At 50.2% G+C, this 19,311-nt stretch carries 37 protein-coding genes; 3 read left to right on the top strand and 34 right to left on the bottom strand.

Going from position 1 to position 19,311, the window contains the following annotated elements:
* Positions 1-6 precede the first annotated feature (6 nt).
* Positions 7-1,383, top strand: coding sequence for a Trk system potassium transporter TrkA (gene trkA / locus GA0061071_RS22930; RefSeq protein ID WP_088237207.1), 1,377 nt, complete (start codon positions 7-9; stop codon positions 1,381-1,383).
* A 140-nt stretch (positions 1,384-1,523) separates the two neighbouring features.
* Positions 1,524-1,937 carry a large-conductance mechanosensitive channel protein MscL gene (mscL, locus tag GA0061071_RS22925; protein WP_061492935.1) on the top strand — a complete coding sequence of 138 codons (414 nt, stop codon included), beginning with the start codon at positions 1,524-1,526 and terminating at the stop codon, positions 1,935-1,937.
* On the opposite strand, the gene GA0061071_RS22920 is transcribed toward mscL, so the two are convergent.
* The 31 genes from GA0061071_RS22920 to rpsJ form a co-directional block, all read right to left on the bottom strand.
* Entirely contained in the window at positions 1,934-2,146 is a 213-nt protein-coding gene (locus GA0061071_RS22920; protein WP_061492934.1) for an alternative ribosome-rescue factor A, read from the bottom strand. The genes mscL and GA0061071_RS22920 overlap by 4 nt on opposite strands.
* A gap of 57 nt (positions 2,147-2,203) precedes the next feature.
* Positions 2,204-2,641 carry a Zn(2+)-responsive transcriptional regulator gene (gene zntR, locus GA0061071_RS22915; RefSeq protein ID WP_061492933.1) on the bottom strand — a complete coding sequence of 146 codons (438 nt, stop codon included), beginning with the start codon at positions 2,639-2,641 and terminating at the stop codon, positions 2,204-2,206.
* A gap of 2 nt (positions 2,642-2,643) precedes the next feature.
* Entirely contained in the window at positions 2,644-3,012 is a 369-nt protein-coding gene (locus GA0061071_RS22910; RefSeq protein ID WP_061492932.1) for a DnaJ family domain-containing protein, read from the bottom strand.
* Positions 3,013-3,121: 109 nt separating this feature from the next.
* Entirely contained in the window at positions 3,122-3,508 is a 387-nt protein-coding gene (gene rplQ, locus GA0061071_RS22905; protein ID WP_002919206.1) for a 50S ribosomal protein L17, read from the bottom strand.
* A gap of 40 nt (positions 3,509-3,548) precedes the next feature.
* The gene (locus tag GA0061071_RS22900; RefSeq protein ID WP_034461761.1) at positions 3,549-4,538 is read right to left on the bottom strand and encodes a DNA-directed RNA polymerase subunit alpha; all 990 of its coding nucleotides are present in this window, start codon (positions 4,536-4,538) and stop codon (positions 3,549-3,551) included.
* A gap of 25 nt (positions 4,539-4,563) precedes the next feature.
* Positions 4,564-5,184, bottom strand: coding sequence for a 30S ribosomal protein S4 (gene rpsD, locus GA0061071_RS22895; protein ID WP_003031138.1), 621 nt, complete (start codon positions 5,182-5,184; stop codon positions 4,564-4,566).
* Between the two features lie 34 nt (positions 5,185-5,218).
* Positions 5,219-5,608: a 30S ribosomal protein S11 gene (rpsK, locus tag GA0061071_RS22890; protein ID WP_002919257.1), complete on the bottom strand. Its 390-nt coding sequence runs from the start codon at positions 5,606-5,608 to the stop codon at positions 5,219-5,221.
* A gap of 16 nt (positions 5,609-5,624) precedes the next feature.
* Positions 5,625-5,981 carry a 30S ribosomal protein S13 gene (gene rpsM / locus GA0061071_RS22885; RefSeq protein ID WP_061492931.1) on the bottom strand — a complete coding sequence of 119 codons (357 nt, stop codon included), beginning with the start codon at positions 5,979-5,981 and terminating at the stop codon, positions 5,625-5,627.
* 146 nt (positions 5,982-6,127) lie between these two features.
* A complete protein-coding gene (gene rpmJ / locus GA0061071_RS22880; protein ID WP_000868187.1) occupies positions 6,128-6,244 on the bottom strand; it encodes a 50S ribosomal protein L36 in 117 nt (38 codons plus the stop codon).
* Between the two features lie 30 nt (positions 6,245-6,274).
* Positions 6,275-7,606, bottom strand: a complete 1,332-nt coding sequence (secY, locus tag GA0061071_RS22875) for a preprotein translocase subunit SecY (RefSeq protein WP_007369823.1) — start codon at positions 7,604-7,606, stop codon at positions 6,275-6,277.
* 7 nt (positions 7,607-7,613) lie between these two features.
* The gene (rplO, locus tag GA0061071_RS22870; protein WP_061492930.1) at positions 7,614-8,048 is read right to left on the bottom strand and encodes a 50S ribosomal protein L15; all 435 of its coding nucleotides are present in this window, start codon (positions 8,046-8,048) and stop codon (positions 7,614-7,616) included.
* A 3-nt stretch (positions 8,049-8,051) separates the two neighbouring features.
* Entirely contained in the window at positions 8,052-8,231 is a 180-nt protein-coding gene (rpmD, locus tag GA0061071_RS22865; protein ID WP_001140434.1) for a 50S ribosomal protein L30, read from the bottom strand.
* Positions 8,232-8,237: 6 nt separating this feature from the next.
* Positions 8,238-8,738 carry a 30S ribosomal protein S5 gene (gene rpsE, locus GA0061071_RS22860; RefSeq protein ID WP_061492929.1) on the bottom strand — a complete coding sequence of 167 codons (501 nt, stop codon included), beginning with the start codon at positions 8,736-8,738 and terminating at the stop codon, positions 8,238-8,240.
* 14 nt (positions 8,739-8,752) lie between these two features.
* Positions 8,753-9,106 (bottom strand): 50S ribosomal protein L18, encoded by a 354-nt coding sequence (gene rplR / locus GA0061071_RS22855; protein ID WP_007369820.1) that lies wholly within the window; start codon positions 9,104-9,106, stop codon positions 8,753-8,755.
* Between the two features lie 9 nt (positions 9,107-9,115).
* Positions 9,116-9,649 (bottom strand): 50S ribosomal protein L6, encoded by a 534-nt coding sequence (rplF, locus tag GA0061071_RS22850; protein WP_061492928.1) that lies wholly within the window; start codon positions 9,647-9,649, stop codon positions 9,116-9,118.
* Positions 9,650-9,661: 12 nt separating this feature from the next.
* The gene (rpsH, locus tag GA0061071_RS22845) at positions 9,662-10,054 is read right to left on the bottom strand and encodes a 30S ribosomal protein S8 (protein WP_061492927.1); all 393 of its coding nucleotides are present in this window, start codon (positions 10,052-10,054) and stop codon (positions 9,662-9,664) included.
* A gap of 33 nt (positions 10,055-10,087) precedes the next feature.
* Positions 10,088-10,393 (bottom strand): 30S ribosomal protein S14, encoded by a 306-nt coding sequence (gene rpsN, locus GA0061071_RS22840; RefSeq protein WP_007369817.1) that lies wholly within the window; start codon positions 10,391-10,393, stop codon positions 10,088-10,090.
* Positions 10,394-10,407: 14 nt separating this feature from the next.
* On the bottom strand, positions 10,408-10,947 hold the full coding sequence (gene rplE / locus GA0061071_RS22835) for a 50S ribosomal protein L5 (RefSeq protein WP_001096200.1): 540 nt from the start codon (positions 10,945-10,947) through the stop codon (positions 10,408-10,410).
* Positions 10,948-10,961: 14 nt separating this feature from the next.
* On the bottom strand, positions 10,962-11,276 hold the full coding sequence (gene rplX / locus GA0061071_RS22830; protein WP_007369816.1) for a 50S ribosomal protein L24: 315 nt from the start codon (positions 11,274-11,276) through the stop codon (positions 10,962-10,964).
* 10 nt (positions 11,277-11,286) lie between these two features.
* Positions 11,287-11,658, bottom strand: a complete 372-nt coding sequence (gene rplN, locus GA0061071_RS22825; protein WP_004388611.1) for a 50S ribosomal protein L14 — start codon at positions 11,656-11,658, stop codon at positions 11,287-11,289.
* A 165-nt stretch (positions 11,659-11,823) separates the two neighbouring features.
* Positions 11,824-12,078 (bottom strand): 30S ribosomal protein S17, encoded by a 255-nt coding sequence (gene rpsQ / locus GA0061071_RS22820; RefSeq protein WP_003031120.1) that lies wholly within the window; start codon positions 12,076-12,078, stop codon positions 11,824-11,826.
* On the bottom strand, positions 12,078-12,269 hold the full coding sequence (gene rpmC / locus GA0061071_RS22815) for a 50S ribosomal protein L29 (protein ID WP_004388609.1): 192 nt from the start codon (positions 12,267-12,269) through the stop codon (positions 12,078-12,080). Before rpmC ends, rpsQ begins: the two co-directional genes overlap by 1 nt.
* The gene (gene rplP, locus GA0061071_RS22810; protein ID WP_007369814.1) at positions 12,269-12,679 is read right to left on the bottom strand and encodes a 50S ribosomal protein L16; all 411 of its coding nucleotides are present in this window, start codon (positions 12,677-12,679) and stop codon (positions 12,269-12,271) included. The genes rpmC and rplP overlap by 1 nt, the downstream gene beginning before the upstream one ends.
* 12 nt (positions 12,680-12,691) lie before the next feature.
* Positions 12,692-13,393, bottom strand: a complete 702-nt coding sequence (gene rpsC, locus GA0061071_RS22805; protein ID WP_000529945.1) for a 30S ribosomal protein S3 — start codon at positions 13,391-13,393, stop codon at positions 12,692-12,694.
* 17 nt (positions 13,394-13,410) lie between these two features.
* Positions 13,411-13,743, bottom strand: a complete 333-nt coding sequence (rplV, locus tag GA0061071_RS22800; RefSeq protein ID WP_002919773.1) for a 50S ribosomal protein L22 — start codon at positions 13,741-13,743, stop codon at positions 13,411-13,413.
* Positions 13,744-13,757: 14 nt separating this feature from the next.
* Positions 13,758-14,036 carry a 30S ribosomal protein S19 gene (gene rpsS / locus GA0061071_RS22795; RefSeq protein ID WP_001138115.1) on the bottom strand — a complete coding sequence of 93 codons (279 nt, stop codon included), beginning with the start codon at positions 14,034-14,036 and terminating at the stop codon, positions 13,758-13,760.
* A gap of 16 nt (positions 14,037-14,052) precedes the next feature.
* Complete coding sequence (gene rplB / locus GA0061071_RS22790) at positions 14,053-14,874, bottom strand: 50S ribosomal protein L2 (RefSeq protein WP_061492926.1); 822 nt, start codon at positions 14,872-14,874, stop codon at positions 14,053-14,055.
* 17 nt (positions 14,875-14,891) lie between these two features.
* The gene (rplW, locus tag GA0061071_RS22785; protein WP_000617546.1) at positions 14,892-15,194 is read right to left on the bottom strand and encodes a 50S ribosomal protein L23; all 303 of its coding nucleotides are present in this window, start codon (positions 15,192-15,194) and stop codon (positions 14,892-14,894) included.
* Positions 15,191-15,796 carry a 50S ribosomal protein L4 gene (rplD, locus tag GA0061071_RS22780; protein WP_007369811.1) on the bottom strand — a complete coding sequence of 202 codons (606 nt, stop codon included), beginning with the start codon at positions 15,794-15,796 and terminating at the stop codon, positions 15,191-15,193. The genes rplW and rplD overlap by 4 nt, the downstream gene beginning before the upstream one ends.
* 10 nt (positions 15,797-15,806) lie before the next feature.
* Positions 15,807-16,436, bottom strand: coding sequence for a 50S ribosomal protein L3 (gene rplC, locus GA0061071_RS22775; protein ID WP_061492925.1), 630 nt, complete (start codon positions 16,434-16,436; stop codon positions 15,807-15,809).
* 32 nt (positions 16,437-16,468) lie between these two features.
* Positions 16,469-16,780 carry a 30S ribosomal protein S10 gene (gene rpsJ / locus GA0061071_RS22770; RefSeq protein ID WP_001181005.1) on the bottom strand — a complete coding sequence of 104 codons (312 nt, stop codon included), beginning with the start codon at positions 16,778-16,780 and terminating at the stop codon, positions 16,469-16,471.
* Between the two features lie 379 nt (positions 16,781-17,159).
* On the opposite strand from rpsJ, the gene GA0061071_RS22765 reads away from it, so the two are divergent.
* Entirely contained in the window at positions 17,160-17,615 is a 456-nt protein-coding gene (locus tag GA0061071_RS22765; RefSeq protein WP_420843410.1) for a prepilin peptidase, read from the top strand.
* Here the strand turns inward: GA0061071_RS22765 and bfr are convergent.
* The 3 genes from bfr to GA0061071_RS22745 form a co-directional block, all read right to left on the bottom strand.
* Positions 17,612-18,088 carry a bacterioferritin gene (bfr, locus tag GA0061071_RS22760; RefSeq protein ID WP_061492923.1) on the bottom strand — a complete coding sequence of 159 codons (477 nt, stop codon included), beginning with the start codon at positions 18,086-18,088 and terminating at the stop codon, positions 17,612-17,614. The two genes, GA0061071_RS22765 and bfr, sit on opposite strands and share 4 nt — an antisense overlap.
* A gap of 72 nt (positions 18,089-18,160) precedes the next feature.
* Positions 18,161-18,355 (bottom strand): bacterioferritin-associated ferredoxin, encoded by a 195-nt coding sequence (bfd, locus tag GA0061071_RS22755; protein WP_088237209.1) that lies wholly within the window; start codon positions 18,353-18,355, stop codon positions 18,161-18,163.
* A gap of 179 nt (positions 18,356-18,534) precedes the next feature.
* A partial coding sequence (locus GA0061071_RS22745; RefSeq protein ID WP_090269468.1) for an elongation factor Tu occupies positions 18,535-19,311 on the bottom strand: 777 nt, incomplete at its 5' end.

Below are 19,311 nucleotides of genomic sequence, written 5' to 3'. Positions count from 1 at the left end.
CAACAGATGAAAATAATTATTCTGGGTGCGGGGCAAGTCGGCGGTACGCTGGCTGAAAACCTGGTCGGTGAGAATAACGATATTACCGTTGTCGATACCAATGGCGATCGCCTGCGCAGCCTGCAGGACAAATTCGATTTGCGTGTTGTACAAGGGCATGGTTCACATCCACGCGTGCTGCGCGAGGCAGGTGCCGATGATGCGGATATGTTGGTGGCGGTTACCAGCTCAGACGAAACTAATATGGTTGCCTGCCAGGTTGCCTACTCGCTGTTTAATACACCAAATCGCATCGCCCGAATCCGTTCGCCGGATTATGTTCGCGATGCGGATAAACTCTTCCATTCCGAGGCCGTGCCAATCGATCATCTGATTGCGCCCGAGCAACTTGTCATCGACAGTATTTATCGCCTGATAGAATATCCGGGCGCGCTGCAAGTGGTGAATTTTGCCGAAGGAAAAGTGAGCTTGGCCGTAGTTAAAGCCTATTATGGCGGTCCACTTGTCGGTAACGCACTGTCGACGATGCGCGAGCACATGCCACATATTGATACCCGTGTTGCCGCGATATTCCGCCACGATCGCCCTATTCGTCCCCAGGGGTCAACGATAGTGGAAGCAGGCGATGAAGTATTTTTTATTGCCGCATCACAGCATATACGCGCCGTAATGAGCGAATTACAACGCCTGGAAAAACCCTATAAACGCATTATGTTAGTTGGCGGCGGAAATATTGGCGCCGGTCTTGCGCATCGACTGGAAAAAGATTATAGCGTGAAGTTGATCGAACGCGATCAGCAGCGTGCTGCGGAACTGGCGGAGAAACTGCAAAATACCATTGTATTTTATGGTGACGCTTCAGATCAGGAATTACTGGCGGAAGAGCACATCGATCAAGTAGATCTCTTTATTGCCGTTACCAACGACGATGAAGCGAATATTATGTCCGCGATGCTTGCCAAACGCATGGGGGCAAAAAAAGTGATGGTGCTGATCCAGCGCCGCGCCTATGTCGATCTGGTACAGGGCAGTGTTATCGATATTGCAATCTCTCCTCAACAAGCGACTATTTCCGCGCTGCTTAGTCACGTACGCAAAGCAGATATTGTCGGTGTTTCTTCACTTCGTCGCGGTGTCGCTGAGGCAATTGAGGCGGTTGCCCACGGAGACGAAACCACTTCACGCGTTGTGGGTCGTGTGATTGACGATATCAAACTGCCGCCGGGCACAATTATTGGGGCTGTCGTGCGAGGCAATGATGTCATGATCGCCAATGATAATTTACGTATTGAACAAGGCGACCATGTAATCATGTTTTTAACCGACAAAAAATATATTACTGACGTTGAGCGTTTGTTCCAGCCTAGCCCATTTTTCCTGTAATCATCCGGGCGCCGCTTAAGGCGCCTTTTTTTAATCCCTTTCTTTATCAGGGTTAAGAAATCCGGCGAGTTATTTCCACAAATGGAATTTGATCGGTATTTTGTTAGACTTACCGTGACAGCCTGCACATGGAGAGAGATATGAGCATTTTAAAAGAGTTCCGTGAATTCGCGATGCGCGGAAATGTTGTGGATTTAGCCGTCGGTGTGATCATCGGTGCAGCTTTCGGCAAAATAGTGTCGTCTTTGGTCGCTGACATCATCATGCCGCCGTTGGGATTATTAATTGGCGGGATCGATTTTAAATCGTTCGCACTGACATTGCGTGATGCGCAAGGCGATGTTCCCGCAGTCGTCATGCATTACGGTGTGTTTATCCAGAACATATTTGACTTTATTATTGTCGCCTTTGCTATTTTCATTGCGATTAAGCTGATCAATAAGCTGAAACGCAAGCAAGAAGAAGAGCCAAAAGCACCACCTGCACCGAGCAAAGAAGAGGTGCTGTTGAGCGAAATCCGCGATTTGCTGAAAGAGCAGAATAACCGGAGTTAAGCTGCAATAAGAAGGGCAGTGGTAAAGAAGCGATTCGCTTGTTTGCCACTGCCCTCCTGAAAACCTCGTTTTGAATGTTTGTTTTTACGCAGATAGCTTCCTTTCCCTTTCTTATTCTTCTCGACCCGTTGTCGGAACAGTGGGTCATGCAAGAGTGCCTCAATGGCGTTATCGTTGATCTGCCCCTTCGTATGCTGATAGCGACTCATAACTACTCCAGATTGTGTGTTTAAACGCGCGGAGTGTAGATCCCTCTGCGTAAAAGATCAACAGACAGGTGAACCGGTACCCGTACCCGCACTCGCTCCTTGTTCAAGCGCCTCAAGAATAGAACAATAAACACTGCTGTGCGCCGTACCACAGCAGGCATCATTTAGCTTCTGTAGCGATCGACGCATGGCTTGCAGCTCATCAATTCGTGCTTCGACTTCGCTTAAACGGGACTGCACAATGCTTTTCGACTCCTGGCAAGTATGATGCTCGGGGTCAATACGGATAGATAACAATTCGCGAATGGACTCCAAAGTGAAACCCAACTGTCTGGCGTGACGAATAAATTTAAGGCGTTGCAGATCTTTATCCGTATAAAGACGAAAACCGCCTTCCGTACGCACTTCGTGATCCATCATCTCCTGTTTCTCGTAATAACGGATTGTATCTGGCGTAACGTCAGCCAGCTTTGCAATTTCACCGATGCGGTACATGGCTACTCCTCATTAATTTTATTCAGTAATTTCGTCGCGTACTCGCCACGCAGAAAGTCAGTGCTTAATCCAGCTTGTCGCAGTTTCAGCTCAATTAACGCTAGACGACGCTGCAGTTCATGGTGCTGTGGATGATCAGGCTGCACAGTATGGAGGAGGTCAGCTAACGCGACAGCTTCTTTGCGATACTCCAGCTCAGGAGGAATACAGCCTGCATTTTTCAGCAAGCGATATGCTGCACGCAACTCAGACGGAATATGTGAGTCGTCGTCCAGCGTAAGAGGCTCACCGTTACCCGGCAGATTATCAAACTCACCTTTTTGTTGGGCATCGATAATATGTCGTTCTGCCCACTGATCAAGCAACCACATTATTGGTCTCCAGAGGGATGAACAAAAAAGATACGTATATTGTAGGAAAGAGGTGGGGCAGAGGATATAAAAAAACCCGCCGAAGCGGGTCTTTTTACGTTACCACAGATTACTCTGCAGCAGCTTCTGCTTTCGGCTCGGCGCGATCAACCAGCTCGATGTAAGCCATCGGAGCATTGTCACCAGCACGGAAGCCACACTTCAGAATACGAGTGTAGCCACCTGCACGGCTCGCGAAACGCGGGCCCAGCTCGTTAAACAGTTTTGCCACGATCTCGTTATCACGAGTACGGGCGAATGCCAGACGACGATTAGCAACGCTATCAGTCTTGGCAAGAGTAATCAGCGGCTCAACTACGCGACGCAGCTCTTTGGCTTTCGGCAGAGTCGTCTTGATAATCTCATGACGAACCAAAGAACCTGCCATGTTACGGAACATGGCCTGGCGATGGCTGCTGTTGCGGTTCAGTTGACGACCACTCTTACGATGGCGCATGACCTTATCCTTCTCAGTAAAACCTTAACCTGTGATCCGGTTACTCGTCAGCAATGCTTGCCGGTGGCCAGTTTTCCAGGCGCATACCCAGAGACAGACCACGTGAAGCCAGCACGTCTTTAATCTCGGTAAGAGATTTTTTACCCAGGTTCGGCGTTTTCAGCAACTCAACCTCGGTACGCTGTACCAGATCACCGATATAGTGGATAGCTTCTGCCTTGAGGCAGTTAGCAGAGCGGACAGTCAATTCCAGATCGTCAACAGGGCGCAGCAGGATCGGATCGAATTCTGGTTTCTCTTCTTTGACTTCCGGCTGACGTACATCACGTAAGTCAACGAAAGCTTCCAGTTGTTCTGCCAGGATGGTTGCCGCACGACGAATCGCCTCTTCAGGATCGATTGTGCCATTGGTTTCCATTTCGATGACCAGCTTGTCCAGGTCGGTACGCTGTTCAACACGTGCTGCTTCAACATTGTAGGCAATACGCTCTACAGGGCTGTAGCACGCGTCAACCAGCAGGCGGCCGATCGGGCGCTCATCTTCTTCCGAATGAATTCGGGCAGACGCCGGCACATAACCACGACCGCGCTGAACTTTGATACGCATGCTAATGGATGCGTTTTCATCGGTCAGGTGGCAGATCACATGCTGCGGCTTGACGATTTCGACATCACCGTCGTGGGTGATATCGGCTGCGGTCACAGGGCCAATGCCAGATTTATTCAGAGTGAGAATAACATCATCTTTCCCCTGAACTCTCACCGCCAGCCCTTTCAGGTTGAGCAGGATTTCAAGGATATCTTCCTGAACGCCTTCTTTGGTGCTGTACTCATGAAGTACACCATCAATCTCAACCTCTGTCACCGCGCAACCCGGCATCGATGAGAGCAGAATACGGCGCAGTGCGTTACCCAGAGTATGGCCAAAGCCACGCTCTAAAGGCTCAAGGGTCACCTTGGCGTGCGTCGAACTCACTTGCTCGATATCTACCAGGCGCGGTTTTAGAAACTCTGTCACAGAACCCTGCATTGTGTCCTCTCTTTGGTACTAAGCTTTACTTGGAGTAAAGCTCGACGATCAGGTGTTCGTTAATGTCCGCAGACAGATCAGAACGCTCCGGCTTACGCTTGAACGTACCTTCCATCTTGCCAGCATCAACTTCCAGCCAGGTTGGCTTTTCACGCTGCTCAGCCAGCTCCAGAGCGGCTTTCACGCGAGATTGCTTTTTCGCTTTCTCACGAATGCTAACCACGTCATTCGGACTAACCTGGTAAGAAGCGATGTTAACAACACGACCGTTTACCATGATTGCTTTATGGCTAACCAACTGACGTGCTTCTGCACGAGTGGCGCCGAAGCCCATACGGTATACAACGTTGTCCAGACGACCTTCCAGCAGACCCAACAGGTTTTCACCGGTGTTGCCTTTCAGACGTGCTGCTTCTTTATAGTAGTTACGGAACTGACGCTCCAGCACACCGTAGATACGGCGAACTTTTTGCTTTTCACGCAACTGCACACCATAGTCAGACAGACGCGGTTTACGCGCACCGTGCTGGCCAGGAGCTTGTTCAATTTTACACTTGGTATCGATCGCGCGAACGCCAGACTTAAGGAACAGGTCTGTGCCCTCACGACGGCTCAGCTTGAGCTTAGGACCCAAATATCTTGCCATTTTCTTTCTCCAACAATCCTAGAAAACGAACGCGTTATACGCGACGTTTTTTCGGCGGACGACAACCGTTGTGAGGGATCGGAGTCACATCAGTAATATTAGTGATGCGGAAACCAGCGGCGTTCAGTGCACGAATAGTAGATTCGCGACCCGGACCCGGTCCCTTAACCATAACTTCCAGATTCTTGATGCCATATTCTTTTACGGCTTCAGCGCAACGCTCTGCCGCAACCTGAGCTGCGAACGGAGTGGATTTGCGAGAACCACGGAAACCGGAACCACCGGCTGTTGCCCAACCCAGCGCGTTACCCTGACGATCAGTAATAGTAACGATGGTGTTGTTGAAAGAAGCATGGATATGAGCCACGCCGTCAGAGACTTGTTTTCTTACACGTTTACGTGCACGAATTGGTGCCTTTGCCATTATTCAATCACCCCGATTATTTCTTGATCGGTTTGCGCGGACCCTTACGGGTACGTGCGTTGGTCTTGGTACGCTGACCGCGAACCGGGAGACCACGACGATGACGCAAACCGCGATAGCAACCAAGATCCATCAGGCGCTTGATGCTCATGCTAATTTCACGGCGCAGATCACCTTCAACGACAAATTTGGCAACTTCGTCACGCAGCGTGTCGATTTGTTCTTCAGACAGCTCACTGATCTTAACATTTTCAGCGATGCCCGCAGAAGCCAGAATAGCTTGAGAGCGGGTTTTGCCGATACCGTAGATCGAAGTTAATGCGATCACAGCATGTTTTTGATCAGGAATGTTAATGCCTGCTATACGGGCCACTATGCACTCCTATAATTTTACTTGCACGCACCATGCTGAAAAGCCCGTTTTCAGGATACTCAAATGGAAACGTACAGACATACAAAAGATTGGCTGGCTAATCTAGCCAGCTCAACCCAACTTTGCAAGAAAAATATGCGAAATAATCAGCCTTGGCGCTGTTTATGTTTCGGCTCGGCACTGCAAATCACACGGATGACGCCATCACGTTTAACGATTTTGCAGTTACGGCATAATTTCTTGACGGAAGCACGAACTTTCATTTTTACTCTCCGTAACTTCTCGGGCGACCATTACCGGCCGTAGCCTTTCAGGTTCGCCTTCTTCAATGCAGACTCATACTGACTAGACATCATCAGAGTTTGCACTTGAGCCATAAAGTCCATAATCACGACGACAACGATAAGCAGTGAAGTCCCACCGAAGTAGAACGGTACTTTCATCGCATCACGCATGAACTCCGGGATCAGGCAGATAAAAGTAATATAAAGCGCACCGACCAGAGTCAGACGGGTCATTACTTTATCGATATACTTCGCCGTTTGCTCTCCCGGACGAATTCCTGGTACAAATGCACCGGACTTCTTCAGGTTATCTGCTGTTTCACGCGGGTTGAAGACCAACGCCGTGTAGAAGAAACAGAAGAAGATGATTGCAGACGCATAGAGTAACACATAAAGCGGTTGCCCAGGCTGCAAATACAGCGAAATTGTTGTCAGCCAGTTCCAACCAGTACCGCCCCCGAACCATGACGCGATGGTAGCCGGGAACAGAATAATACTGGAAGCGAAGATTGCCGGGATTACCCCCGCCATATTCACTTTCAGCGGTAAATGTGTGCTCTGAGCAGCATAGACTCGACGGCCTTGCTGACGTTTGGCGTAGTTTACCACAATGCGGCGTTGACCACGTTCAACGAATACAACAAAGAACGTCACAGCAAATACTAATACTGCAACCAACAGCAACAGGAGGAAGTGCAGGTCGCCTTGACGCGCTTGCTCGATAGTATGGGCAATGGCTGGCGGAAGTCCCGCCACAATACCAGCGAAGATAATGATCGAAATACCGTTACCGATACCACGTTCAGTAATCTGTTCGCCGAGCCACATCAGGAACATTGTCCCCGTAACCAGACTTACAACAGCGGTGAAGTAGAATGCAAAGCCTGGATTCATTACCAGGCCCTGCATACCAGGCATATTCGGCAGACCAGTAGCAATACCGATCGACTGGAATATTGCCAACACCAGAGTACCGTAGCGGGTGTACTGGCTGATCTTACGACGACCAGACTCCCCTTCTTTCTTCAATTCTGCCAAGGCCGGATGAACGACCGTTAACAATTGGATGATAATCGATGCCGAGATATACGGCATGATACCCAATGCGAAGATAGAAGCACGGCTTAAAGCACCACCAGAGAACATGTTGAACATTTCAATGATGGTGCCACGCTGTTGTTCAAGCAGTTTGGCAAGTACAGCGGCATCGATACCAGGGATCGGAATAAAAGAGCCAATACGGAAAACAATCAACGCACCGATAACAAACAGCAGTCTGCGTTTCAGTTCGCCAATTCCACCCTTGGCACTTTGAAAATCTAATCCCGGTTGCTTAGCCATCTGCTACTTATTCCTCAATTTTACCGCCAGCAGCTTCGATAGCAGCACGAGCGCCTTTCGACACGCGTAAGCCACGAACAGTTACCGGACGAGCAACTTCACCAGCCAGGATCACTTTCGCGAACTCGATCTGGATGCCGATAATGTTAGCCGCTTTCAGCGTGTTCAGGTCTACTACGTCGCCTTCTACTTTAGCCAGATCGGACAGACGAATCTCTGCCGTGATCATTGCTTTACGAGAAGTGAAACCGAATTTCGGCAGACGACGATACAGAGGCATCTGACCACCCTCGAAACCGCGACGTACGCCACCGCCAGAACGAGATTTCTGACCTTTGTGACCACGACCACCGGTTTTACCGAGGCCAGAACCGATACCACGACCCAGGCGTTTACCCGCCTTTTTGGAGCCTTCGGCCGGAGACAGAGTATTTAAACGCATCTCTTACTCCTCAACTTTAACCATGAAGGAAACCGCGTTGACCATACCACGAACCGCAGGAGTATCCTCACGTTCAACAGTATGACCAATACGACGCAGACCCAGGCCAAGCAGCGTTGCCTTGTGTTTCGGCAGACGACCGATTGCACTGCGGGTTTGAGTGATTTTAATAGTCTTTGCCATGGTCAATTACCCCAGAATTTCTTCAACGGATTTACCACGCTTGGCAGCGACCATTTCCGGGGACTTCATATTCGCCAGGCCATCAATAGTTGCACGAACCACGTTAATCGGGTTGGTGGAACCATATGCTTTAGCCAGTACGTTATGAACCCCAGCGACTTCCAGAACGGCGCGCATTGCACCACCGGCGATGATACCGGTACCTTCGGAAGCCGGCTGCATGAAGACACGAGAACCCGTGTGAACACCTTTAACCGGGTGCTGCAGGGTGCCGTGATTCAGCGCGACGTTAATCATATTGCGACGGGCTTTTTCCATCGCTTTCTGGATCGCTGCCGGAACTTCGCGAGCTTTACCGTAACCAAAACCGACGCGGCCATTACCATCCCCAACAGTCACAAGAGCTGTGAAGGAGAAAATACGACCACCCTTTACGGTTTTAGATACGCGGTTTACCGCGATCAGCTTTTCCTGCAGTTCGCCAGCTTGTTTTTCGATGTGAGCCATCTTACACCTCTACCTTAGAACTGAAGGCCAGCTTCACGAGCAGCATCTGCCAGTGCCTGGACGCGACCATGATATTGGAACCCGGAACGGTCAAAGGACACATCTTTAATGCCTTTTTCCAGAGCGCGTTCAGCTACAGCTTTACCCACAGCTGCGGCCGCGTCTTTGTTACCGGTGTACTTCAGTTGTTCCGCGATAGCTTTTTCTACAGTAGAAGCAGCTACCAGAACTTCAGAACCATTCGATGCGATTACCTGGGCGTAAATATGACGCGGGGTACGATGTACCACCAGGCGGGTCGCACCAAGCTCTTTGAGCTTGCGGCGTGCGCGGGTCGCACGACGGATACGAGCAGATTTCTTATCCATAGTGTTACCTTACTTCTTCTTAGCCTCTTTGGTACGCACGACTTCGTCGGCGTAACGAACACCCTTGCCTTTGTAAGGCTCAGGACGACGGTAGGCGCGCAAATCAGCTGCAACCTGGCCGATAACCTGTTTATCAGCGCCTTTCAGCACGATTTCAGTTTGAGTCGGACATTCAGCAGTGATACCCGCCGGCAGTTGATGGTCAACAGGATGAGAGAAACCCAGTGCCAGGTTTACTACATTCCCTTTAACCGCTGCACGATAACCTACACCAACCAGCTGCAGCTTCTTGGTGAAGCCTTCGGTAACACCGATAACCATTGAGTTCAGCAGGGCACGCGCGGTACCAGCCTGAGCCCAAGCGTTCGCGTAACCTTCACGCGGACCAAAGGTCAGAACATTGTCTGCATGGTTAACTTCAACAGCATCGTTAAGGGTACGAGTCAGCTCGCCGTTTTTACCTTTGATCGTAATAACCTGACCGTTGATTTTTACATCAACGCCGGCAGGAATAACGACCGGTGCTTTAGCAACACGAGACATTTTTTCCTCCGATTAGGCTACGTAGCAGATAATTTCGCCACCAAGACCAGCCTGGCGCGCTGCACGATCAGTCATAACACCTTTTGAGGTAGAAACAACTGCGACACCCATACCACCCATAACTTTCGGCAGCTCATCTTTTTTCTTATAGATGCGCAGACCAGGGCGGCTGATACGCTGAATGCTTTCTACCACAGCTTTACCCTGGAAGTATTTGAGAGTCACTTCCAGTTCCGGCTTGATGTCGCCTTCAATTTTGAAATCTTCAATAAAACCTTCTTCCTTCAGCACGTTGGCGATTGCCACTTTCAGCTTGGAGGAAGGCATGGTGACCGCAGCTTTGTTCGCGGCCTGACCGTTACGGATACGGGTCAGCATATCCGCGATCGGATCTTGCATGCTCATCTGTCTTTACTCCCGTGATTCAATTGGTGACAATTACCAGCTAGCCTTTTTCAGACCCGGGATTTCACCGCGCATAGCGGATTCACGGACCTTGATACGGCTCAACCCGAACTTCCGCAGGAAACCATGCGGACGACCAGTTTGACGGCAGCGGTTACGCTGACGAGACGGGCTGGAATCACGCGGCAGACTCTGCAGCTTGAGAACAGCGTTCCAACGATCTTCGTCGGAAGCGTTCACATCAGAAATGATCGCTTTCAGTTCAGCGCGTTTCGCGAAGTATTTTTCAGCTAAAGCTACGCGTTTAACTTCGCGTGCTTTCATAGATTGCTTAGCCATGAAGTAACCCTACCTTACTTGCGGAACGGGAAGTCAAAGGCAGCCAGCAGAGCACGGCCTTCTTCGTCAGATTTCGCAGTAGTGGTAATGGTAATATCCAAACCACGCACGCGGTCGACTTTATCGTAGTCGATTTCTGGGAAGATGATCTGCTCACGGACACCCATGCTGTAGTTACCACGACCGTCGAAAGACTTAGCGGACAAGCCACGGAAGTCACGGATACGCGGTACAGCAATAGTGATCAGGCGCTCAAAGAACTCCCACATGCGTTCGCCACGCAGAGTCACTTTACAGCCGATCGGATAGCCCTGACGGATTTTGAAGCCCGCAACAGATTTGCGCGCTTTGGTGATCAACGGTTTTTGACCGGAGATTGCTGCCAGGTCAGCTGCTGCGTTATCCAGCAGTTTCTTGTCAGCGATCGCTTCACCAACACCCATATTCAGGGTGATCTTCTCGACCCGAGGGACTTGCATGACAGAATTGTAGTTAAACTCAGTCATGAGTTTTTTAACTACTTCGTCTTTGTAGTAATCATGCAGTTTCGCCATCGTACTACTCCAAATTACTTGATAGTTTCGCTGTTAGACTTGAAGAAACGGACTTTTTTACCGTCTTCGAATCTAAAGCCTACACGGTCAGCCTTGCCGGTTGCCGCATTGAAGATTGCAACGTTAGAAACCTGAATAGCAGCTTCTTTTTCAACGATGCCGCCTGGTTGGTTCAGGGCCGGAACCGGCTTCTGATGTTTTTTAACCAGGTTGATACCTTCAACAATGATCTTGCCGGAAGACAGGACATTTTTTACTTTACCGCGCTTACCTTTATCTTTACCGGTTAACACGATAACTTCGTCATCACGACGGATTTTAGCTGCCATGATTCGCTCCTTAGAGTACTTCTGGTGCCAGAGAGATGATTTTCATAAACTTCTCAGAACGAAGTTCACGAGTAACCGGCCCAAAAATACGCGTACCGATTGGCTGCTCGCTGTTGTTGTTCAGAAGAACACAAGCATTGCCATCGAAGCGAACGACAGAACCGTCAGGGCGACGAACACCCTTCTTGGTGCGCACCACTACCGCCTTCAGCACATCACCTTTTTTGACCTTACCACGCGGAATTGCTTCTTTGATGGTGATCTTGATGATGTCGCCGACGCCTGCGTAGCGACGGTGCGAGCCACCCAGAACCTTGATACACATTACGCGACGTGCACCGGAGTTGTCGGCGACGTTCAGCATAGTCTGTTCTTGGATCATTTCAGTGCTCCGCTAATGTCAACTACTACTGAAGACCCCAAAATCAGGGTCGATAAAAAGCCCCATATCGGGGGCGCAGCATTATAACACCGCTTCCCTGAGATGGGTAGAAAAAATAAACGGCCCATCGCTGAGCCGTTTATTCGTTAGAGAACGCGTACTGTATTACAGAACAGCTTTCTCTACAACGCGAACCAGCGTCCAGGACTTAGTCTTGGACAGCGGACGGCATTCGCGGATTTCAACCACGTCGCCGGTACCGCATTCATTGTTCTCGTCATGTACGTGCAGTTTGGTCGTACGTTTAATGAATTTACCGTAGATCGGGTGTTTCACGAAACGTTCGATAGCTACAACAATGGATTTCTCCATTTTGTCGCTAACAACACGACCTTGCAGAGTACGGATTTTATCGGTCATTACGCACCCGCCTTCTCAGTCAGTAAAGTCTTAACGCGTGCGACATCACGACGCACTTGCTTCAACAGGTGAGTCTGTTGCAGCTGGCCACTTGCCGCCTGCATACGCAGGTTGAACTGCTCGCGCAGCAGGTTAAGCAGCTCGGTGTTCAGCTCTTCAACGCTCTTTTCACGCAGCTCTTTTGCTTTCATTACATCACCGTCTTAGTTACAAAGGTGGTTTTAATCGGCAGTTTTGCTGCTGCCAGCTCGAAGGCTTCACGGGCCAGCTCTTCCGGAACACCGTCCATTTCATACAGGACTTTACCCGGCTGAATCAAGGCAACCCAATACTCCACGTTACCTTTACCTTTACCCATACGAACTTCCAGCGGCTTCTCGGTGATCGGTTTGTCCGGGAATACACGGATCCAGATCTTACCCTGACGCTTAACAGCACGAGTCATAGCACGACGTGCTGCTTCGATCTGACGAGCGGTCAGACGACCACGGCCAACAGCTTTCAGACCGTAAGTGCCGAAGCTCACATCCGTGCCCTGCGCGAGACCACGGTTGCGGCCTTTATGCACTTTACGGAATTTTGTACGCTTTGGTTGTAACATCAGCGACGCTCCTTATTTACGGCCTTTACGCTGCTGCTTTTTAGGTTGAGCAGCCGGTTTTTCCGGTTGTTCAACTGCAGCCATACCACCAAGGATCTCACCTTTGAAGATCCACACTTTTACGCCGATTACACCGTAAGTGGTGTGCGCTTCAGAGGTGTTGTAGTCGATGTCAGCACGCAGAGTGTGCAGCGGAACGCGACCTTCACGATACCATTCGGTACGTGCGATCTCAGCACCGCCCAGACGGCCGCTAACTTCAACTTTGATACCTTTAGCGCCCAGACGCATTGCGTTCTGTACAGCACGCTTCATCGCACGACGGAACATAACACGACGTTCCAGCTGAGAAGTGATGCTGTCAGCAACCAGTTTTGCGTCCAGTTCAGGTTTACGAACTTCGGCGATATTGATCTGAGCAGGAACGCCAGCGATATCCGCTACGACCTTGCGCAGTTTTTCAACGTCTTCACCTTTCTTACCGATAACGATACCCGGGCGAGCAGTGTGAATAGTCACACGGATGCTTTTAGCCGGACGCTCGATAACGATACGAGATACAGACGCTTTAGCCAGTTCCTTCGTCAGGTACTGACGTACTTTAAAGTCGCTGTCCAGGTTGTCAGCGAATTCTTTGGTGTTCGCAAACCAGGTTGAGTTCCATGGTTTTACAATACCCAGGCGAATACCATTAGGATGTACTTTCTGACCCATTGCTAGTCTCCAGAGTCTCAGCGATCGGACACAACCACAGTAATGTGGCTGGTGCGCTTCAGGATGCGATCTGCACGACCTTTTGCACGCGGCATAATGCGCTTCATGCTCGGGCCTTCGTCTACGAAAATTTTCGCAACTTTCAGATCGTCAATGTCAGCGCCATCGTTGTGTTCAGCGTTAGCAATGGCAGATTCCAGAACTTTCTTGACCAGTACAGCCGCTTTCTTATTGGTGTAGGTCAGAATATCCAGGGCCTGCGACACTTTCTTACCGCGAATCAGGTCAGCAACAAGGCGAACCTTCTGAGCAGAAGAACGAGCATGGCGATGTTGAGCTAAAGTTTCCATCTCTTCCTCCTACCTTATTTCTTCTTCGCTTTTTTATCAGCAGCATGGCCGCGATAAGTACGAGTCGGTGCGAATTCACCCAGTTTGTGACCGACCATTTCGTCGGAAACAAATACCGGAACGTGCTGACGACCATTATGGACAGCGATGGTCAAACCGATCATGTTAGGAAAGATCGTTGAACGACGGGACCAAGTGCGCAGGGGCTTCTTGTCTCCGCTTTCCACCGCTTTCTCTACCTTCTTCAGCAAGTGCAGGTCAATAAAAGGACCTTTCTTGAGAGAACGTGGCATGGCTTATCCTCTAAAATTATTTGCTACGGCGACGTACGATGAATTTATCAGTACGCTTGTTGCTGCGGGTCTTCTTACCTTTGGTCTGCAGGCCCCACGGGGATACCGGGTGCTTACCAAAGTTACGACCTTCACCACCACCATGTGGGTGATCGACTGGGTTCATCGCGGTACCGCGAACGGTCGGACGAACACCACGCCAGCGTGCAGCACCTGCTTTACCCAGAACGCGCAGCATATGCTCAGCATTGCCAACTTCGCCCAGAGTAGCGCGGCATTCTGCTTCGACTTTACGCATTTCACCAGAACGCAGACGCAGGGTGACATAAGCACCATCACGAGCAACGATCTGAACGTAAGTACCAGCGGAACGAGCCAGCTGACCGCCTTTACCTGGTTTCATTTCTACGTTGTGAACGGTAGAACCAACCGGGATATTGCGCATCGGCAGGGTGTTGCCTGCTTTGATTGCAGCATCAACGCCAGACTGAATCTGGTCGCCAGCTTTCAGGCCTTTCGGGGCCAGGATGTAACGGCGTTCGCCGTCTTTGTACAGAACCAGCGCGATGTTCGCGGAACGGTTCGGATCGTACTCAAGACGTTCAACAACTGCCGGGATACCATCTTTGTTGCGTTTGAAGTCAACAATACGGTAAGCCTGCTTGTGGCCACCACCGATATGACGAGTGGTGATACGGCCATTGTTGTTACGACCACCGGATTTGCTGTTTTTTTCCAGCAACGGAGCAAACGGTTTGCCCTTGTGCAGCTCAGGGTTAACCACTTTAACTACGTGGCGACGACCCGGAGATGTCGGTTTACATTTAACAACTGCCATTGTATTACTCCTCCGACTTACTCAGCGCCGCCGACGAAGTCCAGATTCTGGCCTTCTTTCAGGGTGACGTAAGCTTTTTTCCAGTCGCTACGACGACCGATACGCTGTCCGTGACGTTTAACTTTCCCTTTAACTACCAGGGTGTTAACGACTTCGACTTCGACTTCAAACAGTTTCTGCACAGCAGCTTTGATTTCTGCTTTGGTCGCGTCTTTAGCAACTTTGAGAACGATGGTGTTTGTTTTTTCCATCGCAGTAGACGCTTTTTCAGAAACGTGCGGTGCACGCAGCACCTTCAGCAGACGTTCTTCACGAATCATGCCAGCATCTCCTCAACTTGCTTAACAGCATCAGCAGTCATTACGACTTTGTCGAAGGCGATCAGGCTAACCGGGTCGATACCAGTCGCGTCGCGAACGTCAACCTTGTGCAGGTTGCGCGCGGCCAGGAACAGGTTCTCGTCCAGCTCACCGGTGATGATCAGCACATCTTCCAGAGCCATGTCTTTCAGTTTCTGAGCAAGCAGCTTGGTTTTCGGTGCTTCAACAGAGAACTGCTCGACAACGATCAGACGATCCTGACGTACCAGTTCGGACAGGATGCTTTTCAGCGCGCCGCGGTACATCTTTTTGTTAACTTTTTGACTGTGGTCCTGCGGACGCGCAGCGAAGGTCACGCCACCAGAACGCCAGATCGGGCTCTTGATAGAACCAGAACGAGCGCGGCCGGTGCCTTTCTGGCGCCACGGTTTTTTGCCGGAACCAGTTACTTCAGCACGGGTCTTCTGAGCACGAGTGCCCTGACGCGCACCAGCTGCATAAGCAACAACAACCTGGTGTACCAGCGCTTCGTTAAAGTCACGACCGAAGGTAGTTTCGGAAACAGTCAGCGCGCTCTGCGCGTCTTTCAATACTAATTCCATTGCTATCTCCTCACGCCTTCACAGCTGGTTTAACGATCAGGTCGCTACCGGTTGCACCCGGGACAGCACCTTTAACCAGCAGCAGGTTGCGCTCAGCGTCAACACGTACTACGTCCAGGCTCTGAACGGTTACACGCTCATTACCCAGCTGACCTGCCATTTTCTTGCCCTTGAACACTTTGCCCGGAGTCTGGTTCTGACCGATAGAACCCGGAACGCGGTGAGACAGGGAGTTACCGTGAGTAGCGTCCTGGGTACGGAAGTTCCAGCGCTTAACGGTACCGGCGAAACCTTTACCTTTAGAGGTGCCAGTTACGTCAACTTTTTTAACTTCAGCAAACAGTTCAACGCTAATGTTCTGACCTACGGTGAATTCTTCGCCGTCAGCAAGACGGAATTCCCACAGACCACGGCCAGCTTCAACGCCAGCTTTAGCGAAGTGACCAGCTTCCGGCTTGGTTACACGGTTAGCTTTTTTAGCACCGGTGGTAACCTGGATAGCGCGGTAGCCATCGTTAGCCAGATCTTTAACCTGAGTAACGCGGTTTGCTTCAACTTCGATTACGGTTACTGGGATAGATACGCCATCTTCAGTGAAGATGCGGGTCATGCCCACTTTTTTACCGACTAAACCAATCATTGTTTCAACCTCTCAATCGCTCGATGACCTGATCAACCCAGGCTGATCTGCACGTCTACACCGGCAGCCAGATCCAGACGCATCAGAGCATCAACGGTTTTCTCGGTTGGCTCAACGATGTCAACCAGACGCTTGTGAGTGCGGATTTCGTACTGATCACGCGCGTCTTTGTTGACGTGCGGGGAGATCAGAACGGTAAAGCGCTCTTTGCGGGTCGGCAGCGGGATCGGACCACGAACTTGCGCACCAGTGCGCTTCGCAGTCTCGACGATTTCGGCGGTTGATTGATCGATCAGACGATGATCAAACGCTTTCAAGCGGATACGGATTCTTTGGTTCTGCATGAGACCAGAGCTCCAATTATTTATAGACGAAAATAATTACTCCTCACACCCATTACGATTGATGGGGGAGTGTAATCGTTCTTACGTAGCCCCCCAATCGGGGGCATTGTTAGCGGTTAAACCACACCGCTATGGCTCGGATTGAACCAGCCGTCATTTACTACAGGCCCGCGCATTATACGCAAATCCAGACGCGACGCAAGTGCAGCGTAGAAATTAAGCAGTCTTGCGTACTGGTTCCGGGTTCTGATGCGAATGCAACAGTACGGCACATATCTTCGCAAGCAACTGCGCAATATCACGATTACGCGTTTTCTTTATTTCCCGTACTCCGGCACCCTCGACTGCACATAACTGCATTTCAAAAAGGAGCAATGTGCTGATTTTTCTTTCTATTTATCTGGTGCTGAATGTAATCCTTATCCGCTGTGATATGCGTTCAGGGCTGCTACCAGACCGATTCACCTGCCCCCTCTTATGGGCCGGGTTACTTTGGCATTGCGTCTTACACCCGCCTTTTTTAGCAAGCGCGGTCATCGGTGCGATTGCTGGCTACGCAGGCTTTGCGCTGATCTATTGGGGGTACCGTTTCATGCGTCATCAAGAAGGGCTTGGCTATGGTGATATCAAATTTCTGGCCGCGCTGGGAGCCTGGCATGGCTGGCAAAGTTTACCTATGCTGGTATTTCTCGCAGCCTTGCTGGCAGGCTGTGCGGTAGTGACGAAAACATGCTTGAGTCGCAGATTACAGGTACTAAAAAACCCGCTGCCTTTCGGGCCATTTCTGGCAGCAGCGGGTTTGCTGATGGGGTATCACACCATGGGGCTGGGTTAATCTTCAACTTTGATTTGCGATTGCAGGTAGTTCGGCACCCCAATTTTACCAATCAGGTCAAGCTCGGTTTCCAGCCAGTCGATATGATGTTCTTCATCGGCAAGAATTGCGATCATCATATCGCGACTGACATAATCATGGACACTATCAGCATAGGCGATCGCTTCACGCAAATCTTTCGCGCCTTCAAGCTCCAGCCTCAGATCAGATTGCAGCATCTCTTCAACATCTTCACCAATCCCGAGCTTGCCTAAATCTTGCAGATTCGGGATCCCTTCTAAAAACAAAATACGCTCGATGTACTTATCTGCGTGTTTCATTTCATCGATGGATTCATGGTATTCGATATCATTCAGGCGCGTCAGCCCCCAGTTCTTAAACATACGCGCATGGAGAAAATACTGGTTTATTGCGACAAGCTCATTTCCCAATAATTTATTGAGATAGTTTATGATTTTAACATCACCTTTCATTATATAGTCCCTCCGCTTCCACTCATTGAAGCGTAGATGGGGCTACAGGGATGTCAAAAAAAAGATAGCGCCTCAGGCGATCTCTTTATATTCCGGGAGCTGTGTGAGCTCATCCTGCATAATTTCTCGTGCAGCACGTATGCACTTGCCACATTGGTTTCCTACAGGAACAAACTTGCGAAGCTGCTGAAAGGATTGAGGGTGAAACTGGCGTACAGCCTGGCGAATCTTTTTATCACTCACACCATTACACAAACAAACGTACATGATCACTCCCGTTCAATTTATGCGCAAAAGTGTAAATGAGAATGGTTACGATTACAATAGCACAAACTGTAAAGCTGTTGCGGTATGGTCCGCAAAATCACACATAAATATGGCTGTTACTAAATAGCAGACAGCAAAAAGGGCGCCGAAGCGCCCTTTTCAATTCAAAGCTAAAAAGATTAGCCCAGAACTTTTGCTACAACGCCCGCGCCAACGGTACGGCCGCCTTCACGGATTGCGAAACGCAGACCATCGTCCATCGCAATCGGGTGAATCAGGGTAACAACCATTTTGATGTTGTCGCCCGGCATTACCATCTCTACGCCTTCCGGCAGTTCGATGGTGCCAGTCACGTCAGTTGTACGGAAGTAGAACTGCGGACGGTAGCCTTTGAAGAACGGAGTATGACGGCCGCCTTCATCTTTGGACAGGATATAAACTTCTGATTCGAATTTGGTGTGCGGCTTGATTGAACCCGGCTTAGCCAGTACCTGACCACGTTCGATTTCTTCACGTTTGATACCACGCAGCAGAACGCCTACGTTCTCACCAGCACGGCCTTCGTCCAGCAGTTTGCGGAACATTTCAACGCCAGTACAGGTGGATTTCGCGGTGTCTTTGATACCAACGATTTCAACTTCTTCACCTACTTTGATGATACCGCGCTCTACACGACCGGTAACAACGGTACCACGACCGGAGATGGAGAATACGTCTTCGATCGGCAGCAGGAACGGCTTGTCAATCGCACGTTCTGGTTCCGGGATGTAAGAATCCAGGTGGCCAGCCAGTTCGATGATTTTCGCTTCCCACTCTGCTTCGCCTTCCAGCGCTTTCAGTGCAGAACCACGAACGATCGGAGTGTCGTCGCCCGGGAAATCGTACTGAGACAGCAGTTCACGAACTTCCATCTCAACCAGTTCCAGCAGCTCTTCGTCATCAACCATGTCACATTT

It is taken from the genome of Kosakonia oryzendophytica, from assembly GCF_900094925.1.
Lineage (GTDB): Bacteria > Pseudomonadota > Gammaproteobacteria > Enterobacterales > Enterobacteriaceae > Kosakonia > Kosakonia oryzendophytica.
The sequence above is the reverse complement of the archived record's forward strand: the minus strand, read 5'-3'. Positions and strand labels throughout refer to the sequence as shown.

What these genes read in the sequence shown, in the direction of transcription:
- trkA (WP_088237207.1), top strand. Translation starts at nt 7, where the DNA reads ATGAAAATAATTATTCTGGGTGCGGGGCAAGTCGGCGGTACGCTGGCT.
- mscL (WP_061492935.1), top strand. Translation starts at nt 1,524, where the DNA reads ATGAGCATTTTAAAAGAGTTCCGTGAATTCGCGATGCGCGGAAATGTT.
- GA0061071_RS22920 (WP_061492934.1), bottom strand. Translation starts at nt 2,146, where the DNA reads ATGAGTCGCTATCAGCATACGAAGGGGCAGATCAACGATAACGCCATT.
- zntR (WP_061492933.1), bottom strand. Translation starts at nt 2,641, where the DNA reads ATGTACCGCATCGGTGAAATTGCAAAGCTGGCTGACGTTACGCCAGAT.
- GA0061071_RS22910 (WP_061492932.1), bottom strand. Translation starts at nt 3,012, where the DNA reads ATGTGGTTGCTTGATCAGTGGGCAGAACGACATATTATCGATGCCCAA.
- rplQ (WP_002919206.1), bottom strand. Translation starts at nt 3,508, where the DNA reads ATGCGCCATCGTAAGAGTGGTCGTCAACTGAACCGCAACAGCAGCCAT.
- GA0061071_RS22900 (WP_034461761.1), bottom strand. Translation starts at nt 4,538, where the DNA reads ATGCAGGGTTCTGTGACAGAGTTTCTAAAACCGCGCCTGGTAGATATC.
- rpsD (WP_003031138.1), bottom strand. Translation starts at nt 5,184, where the DNA reads ATGGCAAGATATTTGGGTCCTAAGCTCAAGCTGAGCCGTCGTGAGGGC.
- rpsK (WP_002919257.1), bottom strand. Translation starts at nt 5,608, where the DNA reads ATGGCAAAGGCACCAATTCGTGCACGTAAACGTGTAAGAAAACAAGTC.
- rpmJ (WP_000868187.1), bottom strand. Translation starts at nt 6,244, where the DNA reads ATGAAAGTTCGTGCTTCCGTCAAGAAATTATGCCGTAACTGCAAAATC.
- secY (WP_007369823.1), bottom strand. Translation starts at nt 7,606, where the DNA reads ATGGCTAAGCAACCGGGATTAGATTTTCAAAGTGCCAAGGGTGGAATT.
- rplO (WP_061492930.1), bottom strand. Translation starts at nt 8,048, where the DNA reads ATGCGTTTAAATACTCTGTCTCCGGCCGAAGGCTCCAAAAAGGCGGGT.
- rpmD (WP_001140434.1), bottom strand. Translation starts at nt 8,231, where the DNA reads ATGGCAAAGACTATTAAAATCACTCAAACCCGCAGTGCAATCGGTCGT.
- rpsE (WP_061492929.1), bottom strand. Translation starts at nt 8,738, where the DNA reads ATGGCTCACATCGAAAAACAAGCTGGCGAACTGCAGGAAAAGCTGATC.
- rplR (WP_007369820.1), bottom strand. Translation starts at nt 9,106, where the DNA reads ATGGATAAGAAATCTGCTCGTATCCGTCGTGCGACCCGCGCACGCCGC.
- rplF (WP_061492928.1), bottom strand. Translation starts at nt 9,649, where the DNA reads ATGTCTCGTGTTGCTAAAGCACCGGTCGTTATTCCTGCCGGCGTTGAT.
- rpsH (WP_061492927.1), bottom strand. Translation starts at nt 10,054, where the DNA reads ATGAGCATGCAAGATCCGATCGCGGATATGCTGACCCGTATCCGTAAC.
- rpsN (WP_007369817.1), bottom strand. Translation starts at nt 10,393, where the DNA reads ATGGCTAAGCAATCTATGAAAGCACGCGAAGTTAAACGCGTAGCTTTA.
- rplE (WP_001096200.1), bottom strand. Translation starts at nt 10,947, where the DNA reads ATGGCGAAACTGCATGATTACTACAAAGACGAAGTAGTTAAAAAACTC.
- rplX (WP_007369816.1), bottom strand. Translation starts at nt 11,276, where the DNA reads ATGGCAGCTAAAATCCGTCGTGATGACGAAGTTATCGTGTTAACCGGT.
- rplN (WP_004388611.1), bottom strand. Translation starts at nt 11,658, where the DNA reads ATGATCCAAGAACAGACTATGCTGAACGTCGCCGACAACTCCGGTGCA.
- rpsQ (WP_003031120.1), bottom strand. Translation starts at nt 12,078, where the DNA reads ATGACCGATAAAATCCGTACTCTGCAAGGTCGTGTTGTTAGCGACAAA.
- rpmC (WP_004388609.1), bottom strand. Translation starts at nt 12,269, where the DNA reads ATGAAAGCAAAAGAGCTGCGTGAAAAGAGCGTTGAAGAGCTGAACACC.
- rplP (WP_007369814.1), bottom strand. Translation starts at nt 12,679, where the DNA reads ATGTTACAACCAAAGCGTACAAAATTCCGTAAAGTGCATAAAGGCCGC.
- rpsC (WP_000529945.1), bottom strand. Translation starts at nt 13,393, where the DNA reads ATGGGTCAGAAAGTACATCCTAATGGTATTCGCCTGGGTATTGTAAAA.
- rplV (WP_002919773.1), bottom strand. Translation starts at nt 13,743, where the DNA reads ATGGAAACTTTAGCTCAACATCGCCATGCTCGTTCTTCTGCTCAGAAG.
- rpsS (WP_001138115.1), bottom strand. Translation starts at nt 14,036, where the DNA reads ATGCCACGTTCTCTCAAGAAAGGTCCTTTTATTGACCTGCACTTGCTG.
- rplB (WP_061492926.1), bottom strand. Translation starts at nt 14,874, where the DNA reads ATGGCAGTTGTTAAATGTAAACCGACATCTCCGGGTCGTCGCCACGTA.
- rplW (WP_000617546.1), bottom strand. Translation starts at nt 15,194, where the DNA reads ATGATTCGTGAAGAACGTCTGCTGAAGGTGCTGCGTGCACCGCACGTT.
- rplD (WP_007369811.1), bottom strand. Translation starts at nt 15,796, where the DNA reads ATGGAATTAGTATTGAAAGACGCGCAGAGCGCGCTGACTGTTTCCGAA.
- rplC (WP_061492925.1), bottom strand. Translation starts at nt 16,436, where the DNA reads ATGATTGGTTTAGTCGGTAAAAAAGTGGGCATGACCCGCATCTTCACT.
- rpsJ (WP_001181005.1), bottom strand. Translation starts at nt 16,780, where the DNA reads ATGCAGAACCAAAGAATCCGTATCCGCTTGAAAGCGTTTGATCATCGT.
- bfr (WP_061492923.1), bottom strand. Translation starts at nt 18,088, where the DNA reads ATGAAAGGTGATGTTAAAATCATAAACTATCTCAATAAATTATTGGGA.
- bfd (WP_088237209.1), bottom strand. Translation starts at nt 18,355, where the DNA reads ATGTACGTTTGTTTGTGTAATGGTGTGAGTGATAAAAAGATTCGCCAG.